General features: G+C 65.6%; 17 protein-coding genes. 8 read left to right on the top strand and 9 right to left on the bottom strand.

Translation table 11 applies throughout. From position 1 onward, the window contains the following. Window positions 1-873 precede the first annotated feature (873 nt). The 3 genes from MOQ72_RS21935 to MOQ72_RS21925 all read right to left on the bottom strand — a co-directional run bounded on the left by MOQ72_RS21935 (window position 874) and on the right by MOQ72_RS21925 (window position 3,275). Window positions 874-1,302: a hypothetical protein gene (locus MOQ72_RS21935; RefSeq protein ID WP_242186183.1), complete on the bottom strand. Its 429-nt coding sequence runs from the start codon at window positions 1,300-1,302 to the stop codon at window positions 874-876. Continuing rightward, complete coding sequence (locus MOQ72_RS21930) at window positions 1,289-1,939, bottom strand: bifunctional DNA primase/polymerase (RefSeq protein WP_242186180.1); 651 nt, start codon at window positions 1,937-1,939, stop codon at window positions 1,289-1,291. Before MOQ72_RS21930 ends, MOQ72_RS21935 begins: the two co-directional genes overlap by 14 nt. A gap of 913 nt (window positions 1,940-2,852) precedes the next feature. Further along, a complete protein-coding gene (locus MOQ72_RS21925) occupies window positions 2,853-3,275 on the bottom strand; it encodes a hypothetical protein (RefSeq protein WP_242186169.1) in 423 nt (140 codons plus the stop codon). 965 nt (window positions 3,276-4,240) lie between these two features. Here MOQ72_RS21925 and MOQ72_RS21920 point away from each other — a divergent pair. The 3 genes from MOQ72_RS21920 to MOQ72_RS21910 all read left to right on the top strand — a co-directional run bounded on the left by MOQ72_RS21920 (window position 4,241) and on the right by MOQ72_RS21910 (window position 6,023). Next, window positions 4,241-5,104 (top strand): helix-turn-helix domain-containing protein, encoded by an 864-nt coding sequence (locus MOQ72_RS21920; protein WP_242186167.1) that lies wholly within the window; start codon window positions 4,241-4,243, stop codon window positions 5,102-5,104. Between the two features lie 23 nt (window positions 5,105-5,127). Then, window positions 5,128-5,343: a DUF397 domain-containing protein gene (locus MOQ72_RS21915; protein ID WP_242186164.1), complete on the top strand. Its 216-nt coding sequence runs from the start codon at window positions 5,128-5,130 to the stop codon at window positions 5,341-5,343. 149 nt (window positions 5,344-5,492) lie between these two features. Then, window positions 5,493-6,023 (top strand): hypothetical protein, encoded by a 531-nt coding sequence (locus MOQ72_RS21910; protein ID WP_242186155.1) that lies wholly within the window; start codon window positions 5,493-5,495, stop codon window positions 6,021-6,023. A gap of 120 nt (window positions 6,024-6,143) precedes the next feature. Here MOQ72_RS21910 and MOQ72_RS21905 read toward each other — a convergent pair whose 3' ends face one another. From MOQ72_RS21905 to MOQ72_RS21885, 5 genes are read right to left on the bottom strand one after another with little or no spacing between them, the layout of a single operon-like run. Then, window positions 6,144-7,328 (bottom strand): amidohydrolase family protein, encoded by a 1,185-nt coding sequence (locus MOQ72_RS21905; RefSeq protein ID WP_242186150.1) that lies wholly within the window; start codon window positions 7,326-7,328, stop codon window positions 6,144-6,146. Then, on the bottom strand, window positions 7,325-8,449 hold the full coding sequence (locus tag MOQ72_RS21900) for a DUF6545 domain-containing protein (RefSeq protein ID WP_242186148.1): 1,125 nt from the start codon (window positions 8,447-8,449) through the stop codon (window positions 7,325-7,327). The genes MOQ72_RS21905 and MOQ72_RS21900 overlap by 4 nt, the downstream gene beginning before the upstream one ends. Further along, window positions 8,449-9,084: a hypothetical protein gene (locus tag MOQ72_RS21895; protein ID WP_242186146.1), complete on the bottom strand. Its 636-nt coding sequence runs from the start codon at window positions 9,082-9,084 to the stop codon at window positions 8,449-8,451. The genes MOQ72_RS21900 and MOQ72_RS21895 overlap by 1 nt, the downstream gene beginning before the upstream one ends. Window positions 9,085-9,094: 10 nt before the next feature. After that, on the bottom strand, window positions 9,095-9,472 hold the full coding sequence (locus MOQ72_RS21890; protein ID WP_242186144.1) for a hypothetical protein: 378 nt from the start codon (window positions 9,470-9,472) through the stop codon (window positions 9,095-9,097). Between the two features lie 16 nt (window positions 9,473-9,488). Next, complete coding sequence (locus MOQ72_RS21885; RefSeq protein ID WP_242186142.1) at window positions 9,489-9,959, bottom strand: XRE family transcriptional regulator; 471 nt, start codon at window positions 9,957-9,959, stop codon at window positions 9,489-9,491. 1,373 nt (window positions 9,960-11,332) lie between these two features. Between MOQ72_RS21885 and MOQ72_RS21880 the strand changes: the two genes are divergently transcribed. Then, window positions 11,333-12,160: a CpaE/TadZ family protein gene (locus tag MOQ72_RS21880; RefSeq protein ID WP_242186140.1), complete on the top strand. Its 828-nt coding sequence runs from the start codon at window positions 11,333-11,335 to the stop codon at window positions 12,158-12,160. Next, a complete protein-coding gene (locus MOQ72_RS21875; RefSeq protein ID WP_242186138.1) occupies window positions 12,157-13,221 on the top strand; it encodes a diguanylate cyclase in 1,065 nt (354 codons plus the stop codon). Before MOQ72_RS21880 ends, MOQ72_RS21875 begins: the two co-directional genes overlap by 4 nt. 94 nt (window positions 13,222-13,315) lie before the next feature. Here MOQ72_RS21875 and MOQ72_RS21870 read toward each other — a convergent pair whose 3' ends face one another. After that, the gene (locus tag MOQ72_RS21870; protein ID WP_242186136.1) at window positions 13,316-13,984 is read right to left on the bottom strand and encodes a prepilin peptidase; all 669 of its coding nucleotides are present in this window, start codon (window positions 13,982-13,984) and stop codon (window positions 13,316-13,318) included. 220 nt (window positions 13,985-14,204) lie between these two features. Between MOQ72_RS21870 and MOQ72_RS21865 the strand changes: the two genes are divergently transcribed. The 3 genes from MOQ72_RS21865 (at window position 14,205) to MOQ72_RS21855 (ending at window position 16,637) form a co-directional block, all read left to right on the top strand. Continuing rightward, a complete protein-coding gene (locus MOQ72_RS21865) occupies window positions 14,205-14,804 on the top strand; it encodes a hypothetical protein (protein ID WP_242186134.1) in 600 nt (199 codons plus the stop codon). 278 nt (window positions 14,805-15,082) lie between these two features. After that, on the top strand, window positions 15,083-15,820 hold the full coding sequence (locus MOQ72_RS21860; RefSeq protein ID WP_242186132.1) for a hypothetical protein: 738 nt from the start codon (window positions 15,083-15,085) through the stop codon (window positions 15,818-15,820). A 229-nt stretch (window positions 15,821-16,049) separates the two neighbouring features. After that, window positions 16,050-16,637 carry a hypothetical protein gene (locus MOQ72_RS21855; protein WP_242186130.1) on the top strand — a complete coding sequence of 196 codons (588 nt, stop codon included), beginning with the start codon at window positions 16,050-16,052 and terminating at the stop codon, window positions 16,635-16,637. Window positions 16,638-16,645 lie beyond the last annotated feature (8 nt).

The raw sequence follows: 16,645 nt of genomic DNA, 5'->3' as shown, positions 1-16,645 counted from the left end.
ACTTCCGCGTGCTCGGGCCGCAAAACGGCAATGCAACGCCGGGCATCTTGTACCCCCGCCAGGAACCGACTGGGGGAGTTGCGCTGGACGGCTCTCGGGTCTTGCTTCAGCACGCGTCGAGTGGCTGAGGCCGGGTGATGGCTCGCTGCTCCAATATCGGGATGCCGACACCAGGAGTGTGTCGTGGATCACAATTTAGTTTGGCTGAGCGAATCGAAGCTAAGGGCGGCAGCGGCGTCGACCCTTGGCGGCGACATGGTTCATGATGTGCGGTGGTCTTGCCGACGACCTGGTGAACGAATCGCCCCGGAGCTTCGTGGTGCCACCAGCGGTGCGGGCGGCCGATCGCGTCGCGCGATGCGTGGACGCAATCCGCTAGTGCTGCACCACGTTCTCACGGGTGTGCGGCACCTGTAGAACCTGCCCGGTGTCGTCGTCTCGACCGTTGGCACCAAGCGGCACGGCCGCTTGGGTGTGTGACCTGAATGCTCCGCCCTGCCAATCCTCCGACACCGTTTTGATCGCCGGGTCCAACGGGCGCCATCATGCAGTCGATGACACTGTTCAATGTGGACCGCTAGATAACTGCTAACTGCCTGACCGTAAACGAACCGTGTCGACCACCTCACGGCGTACGAAACCCGCATTAAACGTCTTCGCGATCACGACCTCTCGGGCTTGATCCCCGAGGTGACGCGGCCCGGCCCCAGCCGTGCCTTTGGTGGGGTCGGGCGCGTCGTGTTGGCTGTGTTCGGTTCGGTGCGCACGGCGGCACATCGCGTGACTGGGAGGGGATGATTGTGCCGTGTGCACCTGTGCTGTCACATAACATTCCCCCTTTCCTTGTTCGGGATGTCTGGGCGCCGGAAGCGGTCAGAATCTCAGCTGCGGAAGGCGGATGCGGACGTGTTCGGTTTCGTGGTGCGTGATCCACAGCGCCGCACCGGGTTCCGGGTCGGGAAGGTCGCGGGGCGGTTGGTAGGGGCGGGTGGGGGCGTTGGGGTGGCCTGGGTCGGGAAGATTCCGCAACGCTTCCAGGGCATCCACGATGCCGCCCCAGTAGTGCCACACCACCCAGCGAGGCTGGTACACGGTCCCTACCGTGTTGTTCACGACTCGTGCGACCTCGGTGCGGACTTCTCCTCGGACGTGGGCGACGTCGATGTAGTCGTGGTCGGCCCAGCAGTGGAACAACACGATGACACGTGGGTCGCCGGGCGGGCCGATGACGTGGCGGGCGAAGTCGCGTTCCACGAACCACAGCAACAACTCCTCCGCAGCGAACGGATCAAGCCTGGGCATCCGCCCCCACCGCTTTCCACAGACCACGCAACGCCGCATCGGTGTCCCGATCCCGACAGGCCACGGTCAGCGCCGCTCCCAGTACAGACGCATTCACCGGGCACCACTCCACGGTTTCCGGTGCGACCCACCACACGACATCGCCGCCGAAGGTCCGCGACGGCGGCGCCGCCACCCACTCACCCCGCGCCAGCTCCACCACCTCGCCAGGCTGGTGGCCGGACACCGACAACTCGTGCGAGTCCACCAGGAAATGGGCTCGTACCAGATCTTCCCGGTAGAGCACCGGGCCCGGCTCGGACTGCCACACCTCGGTCCGCAACACGAGCTTGGCCAAGTTCGCCGCCACGGACACGAACCCGAACGATGGTCCCGAGCGCAGCAGCACGGTCGGCACCAAGCGATCGTCCGCCACCTGCCACCACCGGGCGGCCTGCTCGGGGTCGGTGGTGGCGAGGTTGCGGGCCACGATCGGCCGCACCCCGTCGGTGACTTTCACGGTTCCCGGCACCACGTACCGCCGACCGTTGAACGCCGAACCCGGCAACACCGACCACCCCTGCTCCGCATACCGCACCGCAGCTATTTCCGGTTCACTGGGCTCCCGTTTCGGCGGAATCTCATCAGAGCGTGACACTGAGTCAGTTTTAGTCATCAGTCCTCCCCAAAATTCAGTGTTTAAACCACAGCGGTCAACTCGCCCAACGCTCGCGAAGGGCATGTCTGCCCGACGCATGGAGCGCGTGCCTGCCTGTTCGCGGTGCGGGCATGGCTGGGATCCATCGGGCTTGCCGGGCGTCGGGGACCGGCGGCAAGCCCGATGGAAGTACGGGACCTGTCAATTCGACGCCAGTTTCACCAGGAACAGACGCCACCCCCAAGTCGAAACAAAAGACAGCCGGATCATCATTCGTAAAACTCGCGGGGGAACTCACGGAGTGAATTGGGTATATCCGTTGCGTTTTAGGATCATCCAGCATGTAGTCCAAATCCGGCCAGTCCGGCTCTTCCTCCGCGTCGTCAGTCCTGCGGACACGATCAATGACGGCAAACGCGGAGAACGCAGGAAGATAAGCGGAGTGCTGCCCGCGCGGGTCCCGAAACGACCACGCCAACCCGACAAAAACACCGCCGACGAGCGCCGCAGCAGCGATCACGAATACCCAGAACACCGGCACCACCGCAATCGCTCCCTGCGCGATCTTTTAGAACGCCATGACCACCACAACTCGTACGCCGCGTACAGAAGCTCGACGGTGATGATCAACACGAACACCAGCAGTCCAACGACCTCGCTTGCTTTCATGGCAAACACCCCGAAACGAAGACGCGGCCACGCCTAGGCTGGCCAGCCGCAGCGACCACGTCCATGAGTTCGGCCAGCCAAAGCCGCGCCTCCGCGCGTGCCTCAGACGTGGCGTCGTCTTTAAGGCCCTCCGCAATCACGATCTCGGCAACCCACGTCCGCAGCTCCGGTAGCAAGTCCCAGTCACGAAGAGCGGCAGTCATGCTCACCGAAACCGCACCTGATATGTGCCCGTCCGGGGCGGTCACAGCACACCGTCCACACGTCCAGTGCGCGGTAACGCGTTGCCATCACTTGCTGCTCGGCCCCCGCAGAAGTCAGCGTCCGTGCCTGAAGTCCATGGCTCCCTGGCCATCTGGAACCATAGAAGCAATGGGTGCCGAGGCTGCGGAGACTCGATCCACGCTTCGTTGTCGGTTCGGAGCAGGAGAGCTCTGCGGGGAACTGGGTGAACCTTTAGCCGGTCCAGTGTGGACGAGAGCACAGGCATTGCAGCGTTGGGTTGGGTAAGGAAGGTCCATGCGCGGCCGGCCAGTTCCTGTTCAACCTTCATGGCGACCGGCCAGCCGAACTGTTCCTCGTAGTGAGTCCGAGCGTCGGCAAGGTCGCGCAGCGACGGACGTTCCACCACTGAGTTGGTGGTGTGACTTGTCATCGTGATGGTCACGCTTGACCTCCAGTTCAGGCGACTGCGTTTGGGCAACACGGGAAGCGATCTCGTCAACCGGTGGCAGGTTGACCAGTCCGAACTCGACTCGCTGGCGTAGAAGCGGAACGCCTAATGGCTGTGGCGATGGAAATTCCGTGGACCTGGAATCAATCTCGAATCCACCATTCTCAGAACCGGCGAGTCGATCGAAGCTGAACAGGGCGTCGCGCAGTGCCGAACGAAGGCGCCCGACTTCCAACGGCGTCAACACCCAGGGGCCCGGCGAGGAGGAAGTAAGCCCGATCCCCTCAGTGGCCATATGGATGGTGAGGTGCGCTCGTCGCCCGCGCTGATCGTGACAACGCACTGTCCAGAGGTCAGGGTTGCGCTGCCAACCCAAGCGAGCCAGGAGATTCAGCAGCGGGTTGGTGCGCGCATGGTTGGCCATTGTCGGTTTACCTCGATCTCGGTATGTGGGCCGGCCCGCACGACCTCAGCGGCTGGACACCTTGGTCGTGCGGACCGGCGGGTGCGGGCAGGCGGGCTCATCGCGGGGGTACGCGATGCGGACACAGCCCACCTAGCGCTCGCCTCACACCGGGCTGGTCACGCGGCGGTCGAGAGCGCCGTCGATGCGACATCCGTTGCCGCACGTTCGCCGCGTGGGCCGGAACCTGGTCTGAGTGCCGTCGTGTGGGGTGCCCGGTGGGCAAGTCGAGGTCGGGGGGTTTCTGATCCTGCCCATTAGGCGGTCTGTGGGCGGCGCGGTACGGCACTCCGCCCGGCCCGGTAGGCGGTCGATCGAGCCTTGGCAACCGCGGTAGCATGGACTCAACATAGGATTCCTGTTCATTCGAATGACAGTGATGGAAACTGTAAATGTAGGAATCCTATATTCAAATACCCCGACTAGGTGATCTCGTGTGAGGGGTCGGTGATCGATACTGATCGGCGATCCGCCCGACCCTCGGAGGCAGCGTCAGATGGCAACGACCCCAACCGTGCGCCGGTTGCTCCTATCCAACGAGCTCAAGCGCCTGCGAGAAGAAGCGGGAGTGGAGACGGACCAGGCGGCGAAGCACCTCGGCTGCAGGGTCAGCAAGATCAGTCGAATCGAACTGGCCCAGAACAACATCCAGGCCGGTGACGTCAAGCTGCTCACCGAGCTCTACGGCGCGACGCCGGAGCACACCGAGATCCTGCTCAACCTCGCACGCGGGCAGAACCAACGTGGCCGGTGGGCCGGCTACCGCGCCGTCTACCCCGAATGGTTCCGGATGTTCGTGGATCTGGAACGCGACGCCGCGACCATGCGGTCGGCAGAAGTCGAGATCATTCCAGGGTTGCTCCAGACGGAGAGCTACATCCGCGCGCTACACGATGATGGGCAGCCAATCGGACCGGACGACGACGTCGAAAGCAGCGTCAAAGCTCGCAAGGAGCGGCAAGCGATCTTCACCAGGGACGATCCGCCCGAGGTGTCGTTCATCCTGTCCGAGTCCTGCCTGCGTCGCCTCGTCGGCGACACCGACGTGATGCGCGAGCAACTGCGCTACCTCGCGGACGTTGCACGCTTGCACAACGTGCAAATCCAAGTCCTGCCCTTCAACGCCAAGACCTACGCCGGAAGGATCGTCTACCGCTTCACCATGTTGAACATCCCGGCACCTGGCATCACCGCCCCGCTGGAGTTCGTCTACGTCGAGGCGCACGATGACGCTCGTTACCTCGACGACAAGGCCGCCGTGTCCTCCTACGCTAGCTTGTGGGGTCGGCTGCAGGCCGCCGCGCTGGGTCCGGTGGAGTCTCGCGACTTCATTTCGGAAGCGGCGGAGCAGCTGGGGTAGCAACATGGGAAAGGACAATCCCGATGGGAAACAAGGTGCCCGATCACTCGGGCGCACAGTGGTTCAAGAGCAGCTACAGCGCAGGTAACGCGCAGTGCGTCGAGGCGGCCTTTCTGCCCGGCCACAGGCTGGTGCGCGACAGCAAGCTGGGTGAGAGTAGCCCCGTGCTGGCCTTCAACATCCACGACTGGCAGGCGTTCACCTTAACGATCAAGTCCGGGAAGCTCGACTTGGGCTAGGACGCTCAACCGGCGAGGGGCGGGTCGCTTATGCGCAGGAGCGACCCACCTCTCGTCAGCAATCCCAACGGCACCCGAACTACGCATGGTCTGTGCTCTCCTCGGCGCGCCGCTGGTAGAAGAAGCGGCCGAGTGCGAAGCGCGGCGCGATGCCACCGGCACTGAAAATGGCCAAGACTGCCCTGGAGGCTGGGCAGTGGACCCTCATCGTCCAGCGTGATCGCCCTCGGCACTGGCGTCGGCTGACGCCCGAACATCAGCAATGGTCTAGAGGCCCGCCGTCCTTCACCCTGGCCGGACCAGTGCCCGATGCCCTCACCGGTGACGACTTCTGTGACGCCTTTCTGCGCTGCCTACCCGACTTCCTGTTCCGGTCCTTCGGGTCGAAGATCCACCCTCGACGGCAGTCCCTCGACCTCGGGTCGTTCTTCAACCAGGCGACCGAGGGAAGCTCCGAGCCTGCCGAAGCAGCGGTCGAGCAGCACGTCTACAGCCGCGCCGCACTGGAAGAGGCGTGCAGCACTTTGGCGGCCTTGCTGTTAGAAGTCGATTTACACATCGCCAGCTGGCATCCCTACAGGGCTGACGAGGAACTTGACACGCCGAGGAGCGGGAGTTTTGGAAGTGGCGTCATGAAGAGACCGAGGAGTTGTTCGAAGATTACGTCGAGTGTCCAGTAAGGACAGAGCAAGTGCGCTAGGTGAGGAGTCCAGCACGGCGGCGGCGCGGCTGAGCCCAGACCGACATACCTGCTGGACCAGCCGACGGCTGCGGGCCGATTTTCTCAGTCGGAGGTGACGCTACCGCCACTGGCCGTTCTGCATGACGGCTTGTACTCGGCGTAGTGCGCCGAGATCGTCGCGTGGGTCGCCGTCGACGATGAGTATGTCGGCGGCCAGGTCTGGGGTGAGTGTTCCTGTTGTGGTGGCGAGGCTGAGGGCGTGGGCGGCGCCGGTGGTGGCGTAGTCGAGGACGACTTCGCGGGGTACTCCTGCCCATTCGTAGGCTTCGAGTGCGGAGACGAGGTCGTTGCTTTGGGAATTGGCGGTTCCCGCGCGGCTTCCGGGGACCTGTGGGACTCCTGCTTCGTGGAGCCAGCTGAGTTTGCCGTAGAAGAGAGCATGTGCGCGGTCGGCGCCTATCTGGGCGACGATGCGTCGCCAGTTGAGGCTGGCGGTGGTGCAGACGGCGATGCCGCGCTCGGCCATCTCCCGGGCGCACTTGTCGTCGTAGTTGATTTCGTGGGGGCCGGTGGTGAAGGTGGCGTGTTCGATCATGTCGACGCCGGCGGCGACGGCGTCCAGGATGGCGTGTGCTGCGTGGGCGTGGGCGGTCACCGGTAGGCCCGCGTCGTGGGCTGCGGTGACGACGGTCTCGATCTCCTCGCGGTTGAACTGTGATTCGTAGGGGGCGGGGGCGTCGTGTGGGCTGAGGTGGCCTCCGGAGGCCATCAGGCTGATGAAGTCGACGCCGGCCTCGGCGCGCTCGCTGACTGCGTTTCTCAGGTCGCCGGTGTCGAGGGCGCCGCCGAAGAAGCTCGCGTCGCCGCCGGGGATGGTCAGCGGCGTACCGGCTGTCAGCAGCCGCGGTAGGCGGCGGGTTGTGGTGTCGGCGTCGCGGAGTCGGGCGACGAGGCCGCGGCTGTCGCCGACGTCGCGCAGGGTGGTGATCCCGGCTCGTTGGGCGGCGGCGGCGCGGGTGTGCATGTCCTCCAGCAGCAGCTCGTCGTCACGCTCGCCGAATCGGCGGATGATGTCTTGCTGATCGGCTCCGGCGTCGAGGACCAGGTGGACGTGGCTGTCGATGAGTCCGGGCAGGATCGTTGCGCCGGGGAACCGTCGAATCTCGGCATCGGCGTGCTGCAGTTCGTCGGCGGGCCCGACCGCGGTGATGGCGCCGTCGTGTACGAGGACACCTCCGTCAGCGATGGCCTGGCCAGCGGGGCCTGGCAGGACTTGGTCGGCGGTGAGAAGGGTGTCGGTCATCCTTGGTCTCCTTTCTGCGGGTCGGTGGGCACGTCGAGTTGGCGAGCCACGGCTCGGGAGAGTCGGACGAGTTGGCGTGCGTCGTCGGTCATCACGGTGGTGAGGGTTTCGGTGTCGTCTGGGCGCTGGTCAGCGACCATCGCCGGGTAGTACTCGCGGCTGAGGGCGGCGAGTTCGGTGGCGAGTTCGGTGTGTGGTGGTGCGCCTGCCAGGCGGGCGAGTCCGTCGGCGCATTCGGTCTGCCGACGGCGCGCCTGGAAACGCCGCATGTCCGCGGACCCGACGCCGCGCTGGGCTGGAAGGTTGAGCACTAGTTCGGGGTACAACGCTCGCACGGCGTTCCACAAGGGCGCCAGTTGCCGGTGCAGCCACCAGGCGCGCACCCACACCACGCCTGCTTGGATACGGCCGAGCAGGACGGGCAGCAGGATGCCTGCCACCAGGCCGATGGCGCCGAGCGTGTCGGAGGCCGCGACGTAATCGTGCGTGTCGGGCACGCGGTAACCGAGCAGGGAAACCACGGCCGCGGCGGAGTCGATGGCGGTGCTGAGCGCGAGGATCAGCGATCCCGCGGCGACGAGGACCAGCCCGATCTTGGTGATCAGCATGGTGTGGCGCAGCCAGCGGATCGCCCAGATCCCGGTCTCACCGAAGACCCAGGTCATGTACAGCCGGCCTGTCACGGCGAAAATTCCGGCGGGTGCGCTGATGTCGGGCGTGTTGTACATCTCCATCGGGTCGCCGATGGCATATGCCCATGCCGTGCAGGCGCAGAACACCGCCGTGGCCACCGCTGCGACGGCGAGGGGACGCCGCAGGCGGCGCCGGATGGCGGCCGGTTCGGTGTAGCCCTCGATGTAGAGGCGGAACAGGACCAGCCCGATGAGGCTGGCCACGATCAGGATGTTGGTGACCAGCACGATCAGCCGCGGATCAACGGTCTCCCACGGGCCGCCGGGATCGGCGCCGCGGCGGATGATGCTGGAGGCGAGGTTCGCCCCGACCACCAAGACCAGCGCCCACGTTCCGGCGGTCACCGAGCGTCGGTACCAGCGGTAGAGCAGCCACGCAGCGAGCAGGGCCACGATCAGCCCGACCCGCAGGAGTCCGCCTGGTTCCATCAGATGTCCCCCAGGGTGTGTCGCAGCCGAGCGTCCGTGGGCGAGACCGGGTAGACCGACTTGTCGGTCAGCCAGGACAGCATGATCGTGCCCATCGTTTCGGCCTCCCACTCGGCGATGTCGTCGTACAGCGACCTGGTTACCTGCTGCGGGCGAACCGACAGGGCCTCGCTGCTCGTCGAGGCTTCGGCGGAGGCGCGAAGCTCATCGAGCAGGCCGGTGCGGGCGTGCTGGAGTTCGTCGCTGACGGGTGTGGTTCCGGCTGGGCCGGTTCCGAGCACGAGGTGCAGCATCGATTCGGGCAGCATGTTCAGGTCCTCACGCACGTCGGTGACCGAGGGCTGGATCGTTTTCCTGGGGTGCCGGGCGAGGATGTGCGCGAGTTCGTGCAACACGATGACCAACTGGTGGCTGGCGGTGGTGTTGCGTTGGTACACCACGACGTCGCCGACCTCGTCGGTGCCGGTCGCGCCGAACGGTGCGTCCACCGGAAGATCCGCTGGGACCAAGGTGATCGGTCGCCCGTGTGCTCGGGCGACCGCGTCCACGAGCGTCCGCAGCGGGACAGGCGGATGGACATCCAACTGCGCGAGGATCTCGCGGCAGCGTTGGTGCATCGCGTCGTAGTCAGTCATGTCCCCCCAGTCACTGTGAGTTGACAGACGTTCCCAACAGTAACGTAGAGTACAAGGCGAGGTAGTTCTGAACAGATGCCGACATGGACCGGCAGGGCCCGACGAGCTGCAGATTCCGTTCCCGCAGTGCTGCGGCCAACACCAGGACTGCGTCCACGAGCGCGGTGGTCCGTGGGTCAGCGAAGTACTCCGTGGGCACCCGCAATGCCCGTGTCAACGCACGCTGTTCCGCCTCGGACGGGAACGCCGCACCGGCGGCGACCTCGTCCACCCACTCAGCCGTGGCACCGAGCAGGCCGAGGTGCCGCAAGCGCGCGGCGAGGTCCTCAACGTTGTCTGCGTGGTAGTGCAGCACGAAGGACAACGTCTCGGCGAACGTCCGTGGCATCCCGGCCGCCCTTCGATCACTGCTCGTCGGCGCCGCTGTTGTCCTCGGCGCGAGCCCCGGCATCGCGGGAGGGCATCGTGTCCACCATCTGCAACAGCCACTCCTGGGTCGCGGGATCCAGGGACGCCGCCCTGGTGGCGATCCCGTGCACCGTGGCGTTGCGCAGCAACGCCAGTTTGTGCAACTGCTCATGCGTCTGCTGGGTCTTCTCGTCCTCGGTCAACAAATAACCGGGATCCACATCGAAAAAACGAGCGATGGCGCGCAACTGCTGGGCGCCGGGGTTCGTTCGCTCCGCGCGTCGGAGATAGCGCAGGTAGTTCGCCGAGATTGTAGGCCCCTGGTCCTTGGTCTTCAGGAGGAAGTCCTCAACCTCGTTGTTGCTGTAGGGGCCACGGTCCGGCGGATGTACCGCCTCGAACAATTTATTGATCTTCTCGGCGAGCCGTTGCGCGGCGTGCCGCTCGTAGTCGTAGTCCTCACTCATCTCCACCCCCGCCACTGGTGTGCGTTTGATCAGCATGACCTGCGCATATCCGTGTTGACAACGGCCAAACGGACGAGCATCATTCACTAGTGTGCGGCAATCGTAACGTGAGGACGCACACCAGTTAACCCCAAAATCGTGCTGGTCTCGTGGACGCAGCGACTCTCGGGGAGTCGGTCGTAGCCCGCGAGGAGGGCATGTCAGACGGGGGCTGTGCGGCCGCCATCTGGCGTCGCGACCGGCGAAAACCGGTCGCTGGGCACATGGTCTGGGACCTGGCCCACCACACGGGGGAGCCCTTCGGGGCAGGCCAGAAAACAACGCAGAAGCCGATCCAGCGTCACACCGGAGGTGCCGATGAACCATCCCCGCACCGCATTACCGCACTGACCGGAGTGCACTGCGGCCCCGCCGCAACGACAAATCTCATATGGGCACGCTGGCGGAAGCGGCACCCCCTCTCCGTCTCGCTCCGCACACACGGATCCACGCCCGCGAACTGGGCATCCCACACCGAGTCGGCCTCCCTGAAGTTGCGCACCGAGCCCTCCGGGCACCGCGGTGAGGAACCCCATGTCCTTCAACGTCGGGCCTGGCCACCGCTCATCGCGCGCCGTCATCCGCCTTCAGGCCAGTGCACGCCGAAAACCGTAGAGCAACGCACTTGTGAAGAACGGACCCACCGACAAGGTCGGGGAAGGAGCCGCATCGTGACTGCGTCAAGGACAAACCCAGGGCAGCGCAACGGATTTCGCGATGCTGCCGTCGTACGTACCCAGGCGACCAACCGCGAGGGCGGACAGCGCCGTCATCAATGTCGGGAGAGGACTACGGCAGGACCGTTCGAGCGCGAGGAGTCGTCTGATCCACCGGCGGTGGACACCGCGCCGCCGCCGCTACTGGAGCCGGAGCGCACGGCTGCCACTGCCCCCCAGCGGCCGTGCGCTCCCTCCACCACCAGCAGCGAACCTGGACTCGACGACCAACTCACCACAGCCTTCGCCGAGACCTTCGGGACCACAGAAAGCGACGGACAACTCGCCTACGCGCTTGCATGCCCGTGCGCCGCCGCAGGGAGATCCCGTGCCCGGAATCGCAGCTGCCGTGATGTGAATGCGCGCTTTTCAGGTCGATGTCCCCGGTCGCGGCACTGCTCGTCGGCCTCGGCAACTCCGGCTCAATTCCCAGCGCTGAGGCGCGAGCCCCGGTGTACTTCGTCCCACCGCCTGGTCCTAGCCAGCCCACGACGATGTCAACACAGTCAGACCTGGAATACCGCGCTACGAGCCCCGACCCTGATCCGACCACATCGGACTGAAGCAACCGTTCGAACGATCTTCTCCTTCCTCGACACCACAACCCCGGAGACAACGATGCCCGTACTCACAATGCTTTCCGCGAAGGACTCGCCCGGCGTGACCACCACGATCGCCGCACTGGCCACGACCTGGCCAGGGCCCGTGTTGGTGGTCGATGCCGACCCTTCCGGTGGCGACCTCGTGCCAGGGTGGCTCGGCCCGTGGTCCGCAGGCGGCCAGATCCAGACCGATCGCGGTGTGGTCAGCTTCTGCCACGCCACCCGCCAGTTGGTTTCCGTGCCCGCAGAAGGATTCTTTGGTCACGTGCACACCGTTCCCCACACCAGGCATGTTCGTCTACTCGCCGGAGTCGCCGATCCGGCACAGGCCACTGCCGTCGGCGACGACGGGTGGCGGCGCATCGCCACCGCCGCACGGGACCTCTCCCGCGACAGCGGACCCGACGTGCTCATCGACGCGGGCCGATACACTCCCGGCACACCGTGGCCGCTGATCGCCGGATCCGATCTGGTGCTGTTGACCGTGCGCACCAGCCTCCGCCACATCCACGCCGCCCTCCCGATAGCGCGAACACTGCGCGACGCTGTGGCCCCAGACCGATTGGGCATCGCCGCGTGCGCCGCAACCGACCGTTCAGCTCACTTCGTCGCCGGGCTTCTGGGCATGCCGCTGGCGCTGGTACTTCCCGACGAGCCCGACGGCGCACGCGTACTCAGCGACGGCGCCCGACGACACCACGATCCCCGAACCTGCGACCTTCACCAAGCCGCCCGCCACGCCGCCGTTCGACTCCACACCTGGCCCGGCCCCCAGGAACGACCTCGCCTTCCGCACCACGGACCGATCGCGGCGATCCGCACCGTGGAAGGTGGTGTGCAATGAACCGCCCACTGGCTACCTCGGACATGGTCGACAAGCTCACCGGGCTCCCCGACCGATGGAGTTGGGACGCCCATGCCTGCCACCTGCTGGATCAGTCTCGCAGCATCGGCGAGCCAGTGGCGCTGCTGCTGGCCGACCTGGACCGCTTCAAAGCAGTCAACGACACCTGGGGACACCTCACCGGCGACGCTGTCCTCGCCGGCGTCGCCGACACGCTTCGCAGAATCCTCGCACCCGATCGGGCGCTCATGGGTCGCTACGGCGGCCATGGTGGCGACGAATTCCTTGTGCTGCTGTCCCGCACTGACATCGAGCGCGCGATCCAGATAGCGGAGGACATCCGGCGTCAGATCCGCGAGCTGGCCATCACCGCCACCGCGACCACCGGTAGCCAAGTCCTCCTTACCGGGATGTCCGTCTCCATTGGAGTGACCTCGGCTCCGCCTGACAAGGACGTTGGTCTCGCAGCGCTGGTCTTGGCCGCAGACGCCGCGCTGCAAACCGCCAAACGAAACGGCCGGGATCAAACCCGAACCCGCGCCAGCCGCCTCGGAACCCCACCACCAACCGCCCCACACGCACGCGTAGTGCACGACCCTGCCTCAGAGAATCCTCTGCGCGCGCTCAGCAGCGATGACTGCCTCCAGCATCTGCTGAACTTCTCCCACATGGTCGCCAGCGGACACTGGAACCCCGATGTCCTCCACGCGCTCTCCAGCGGCCCTCGCCGGTACACCGAACTACGCGAGGCCATCCGCACCTCCACCGCAGTCGACGGCTGGTCGGGCCGGACGAGGCACATCCACAGCAGCATCCTGCATCACACCTTGCAACGACTCGAACGCGACGGACTCGTTCACCGAACCGAAGAACTGGGCGTGTGGCCCCGCTCCGTCACCTACGAACTCACCGACGCGGGCCACGCGTTGCTGCGGGCGGCGATGGCTGGCGTGCTCTGGAGCCATCACCATCAAGACCTCATCGCACGGGCACAACAACGCGCGCTCGCCACGTCGACGGCGTCACTGTCCGACCAGAACTACGATCTGGCGCCGACCTAGCGCCGCCGCGACGGCATTACATTCGGCCCTCGGCGCCGTTTCGTGCGAAGACACACCCCGACCGTTGCACAGTGCGGCTGCTGACGGGGCGTCGTCATCCCGCGAGCAGGACAGCGACCGTGCCGAGGACCAGAGACGGTCCATGCGGCAGGCTCGGCAGGTTATGCCGTACACCGAATTTCGAAACGCGGAGGACAGCGAAGGCGAGCGCATTCGCCAGCCAGATCACGAGTAAACCGGCGAACACCGCGGACCAACTGTGCCAGCCGAGCACGGCACCTGCTGCCGCAGCGAGCTTCACGTCGCCGCCACCCAACTGCCCAGGCACACCGAGATACAACCCAAGGTAGACAAGCAGAAACGCCGCGGCGCCTGCCACAGCACCGAGCAGCAATTCGTCGGCGGACGTGATCAGGGTCGCGCTGAGCACGCCCACGGCGGTCATCAGATGAGTGGTGAGGACTAGCCAGTTCGGCAGCCTGCCCGTTCTGAAGTCGACCACCGCTGCCGCAACGCCACCGGTGACGAACCCGGCTGGAGCCAAAACTACCGGTCCGCAACCGAGTCGCCACGTCAGCAGTCCCAACACTCCTCCCGCGAGGAGAACCTGGGCGACGAAATGGCACCACTGCATCTCCGGCTCGCGCAGTCGAACCACGATCGCAAGCGCGCCACTGACGACAAGGCCGCCGCCTATCCAGAACGTGATCGAAAGAGCGCATGCCACAGCGGCAACACTCCGCCGCCGATAGAGCGGCGGCAACCAGCCACGCTCTAACCCGGCGTCCGTCAGCCCATCGGACCCCACTGAGGGCCGCTACGAATTCGGACTTTAACCCAAAGGTGTGAATCTTGTGCCTAACTGATCAATAGACCGATCTTTTTTGCCTTAGTCCAGTTGATGCGACCGAGGCACTCGGATGTAGACCTAGACCAATACCTCAATCCGCACCAGATACCGATCATCCGAAGCGGGAGCCCGTATGCGTAGCCATCTCGTGAATCCACTGGCCCGGCGCTGGACAGCTTTTGCGGGAGCGGTTATCGCGTCCGCGGCGGGAATCCTGGCCTGCACTTCGCAGGGAGCACCACCCGACTCCCAGGAAAGCCTGGAAACCGCAGCTGACCTACCGCCGTCCGCTCCGGCAGCACCGTCGTCCGCGGCCGCGGACGCGGCCAAAGACCACGCCACGGCGGCCTATATCGGCATGTGGCAGGCCATGGCCACAGCAGGGGAAACCTCCGACTGGCAATCCCCTCAACTGGCGCACTACGCAACCGACAACGCGCTGACCACCATTACTCGAAGCCTCTACACCGACCACTTCAACCGCGTCGTGACTCAGGGACAGCCCAAGAACAATCCGCAGGTCACCTCGGTCGAACCCGCAAACGCCCCGGAGACGGTGGTGCTGTCGGACTGCGGCGACTCCAGCGGCACCGTGAAGGTGTTCGCGGATTCACGCAGGCCCATCAACGACAAGCCGGGAGGCCGCCAGTCCATCGTCGCTGAGGTGAAGAAGCAGCCGGACGGCGCATGGCGGGTAACCAGGTTCGCAGTGCAGGGGGTTGGCACATGTTGAGACGCGCGGCGTTCGTGGTTGGCTCAGTGTCCACTTTGGTCCTCGCTGGTACCTGGACCGCCTCTGCGGACGGGATTTGGGGCAACACTACCTGTGGTGAGACGTCCTATGTCGGGTGCGATCTGGGGACCGGCCAAGGAGGTCACCCAGGACAGACTCCGCCACCGGGCAATCCTGGCTCGGGCGACAGCGGAGACTCGGACTCTGGCGGTTCGAGCTCTCCGCCGCCGCAGGGTGATCAGATCGTGGGTGGCGCTAACTTGGCGGATTGTCGCTACGTGCGTAGTGACTACCAGCCGCCCGTCGAAGGCGTGACGACGATCGCCTATCACCCGCCGAGCGATGGTGGGGCGATCACGGTCACCCCAGCGCTGTACAGGCGGTCCTCGTCGACGCCGACTGTCCGGTTCGCCCAGCAACAACCGCCGCCGGGGCAGTCCGGGGCGTGGTACATGTACCAGTGCTCGGGTGAAGGGTGGCGTGATGCCCTGTACCGGCCGCCGATTTGGATTCCGGACGGGCAGCAGCCGGCGCCGTCGCCGGAGCAGTTGGCTCAGCAGGCGTACAGCCAGTTGCGGCTGCCGTCGCCGCAGATTCACGCCTCGCCTGTGGAGACCCAGTTGGTGAATCTGCCGACGTGGTTGTGGCTGGACCCCGCGCAATGGGGTCCGCAGTCCGCGACCGCCTCGGTACCCGGGGTGTCGGTGACGGCGACGGCGGTTCCGAACTCGGTGACGTGGTCGATGGGTGACGGGTCGACGGTGACCTGCCCCGGCGCGGGAACGCCGTTCCCGTCCGGCGCTGACCCGCGGTCGGCGTCGCCGGACTGCGGCCACACCTACCACCAGACGTCGCAAGGCACGCCGGGTAACTCCTATCCGGTCGCGGCCGAGGTGAGTTGGACGGTGACCTGGTCGGGAGCGGGTCAGGGCGGAACCTTCCCGAACCTGACGACAACCTCGACCGCCACGTTCACGGTCGCGGAATCGCAGGCACTCAACAACGCTCCCAACTAGGAACCTGACTGTCCTCTATAGACAGGTCAAAGAGCTGATTTCGATCAACGGACACCCCTTTATTCTGCGCGGAAATGGGGTGCGGGTACCGCATTTCTTGGAGGCGCCGATGTCTACATCCACATCGACCACCGAACCCTCCCAGGGGCCGCCGGCCCCGTCCCATTCCTGGGTCGGGCGCAAGCCTGGTGAGCCATCGCGGATCGCACGGGGAACCGGGCGGCGGCGGGTGCCGTATTTGGTACTCGGGGTGCTCCTGGTCGTGATCTGCGTGGCGGGCGCGGTGATCACCGTGCTCCAGGTCGGAAATCAGGAACCGATGCTGAGCCTGGCGCGGCCGGTGAACGTCGGCGATGTGCTGACACCACAGGACCTGCGGCAGGTCCCGTTGTCCTCGGATTCGGGGGCGGATCTGGTGCCTGCCAGCCAGGCGGCGACGGTGCTGGGCCGTCCCGTCGCGTACTCGCTCCCGGCGGGAACCCTGCTTCCTCGCTCCGCACTCGGCCAGCCACAGGTGCCGCCGACGGGCCAGGCGATCGTGGCTGTCGCGGCGAAACCGGGCCAGTTTCCGCCCCAGCTGGCGCCGGGCACCACGGTGTCGGTGATCGTGGTTCCGGGTTCGGGCAGCAGTACGTCCTCGACTCAGAGCCCGGCCTCCGGTGGTCCGTGGTCGGCGGTGGTCTCCAGCGTCGGGGTGCCGGGTAGTGATCTGTCCACGGTGGTTTCGTTGCAGTTGCCGGTGACCAGTGCCCGGCAGGTGGCCGGGGTGCCGCCCGGACAGTTGTCGTTGGTCGCCGTTCCGGCTGGGGGTCAGTGATGCTGGTC

The sequence above is a fragment of the Saccharopolyspora soli genome (assembly GCF_022678645.1).
GTDB lineage: Bacteria > Actinomycetota > Actinomycetes > Mycobacteriales > Pseudonocardiaceae > Saccharopolyspora > Saccharopolyspora soli.
The sequence above is the reverse complement of the archived record's forward strand: the minus strand, read 5'-3'. Positions and strand labels throughout refer to the sequence as shown.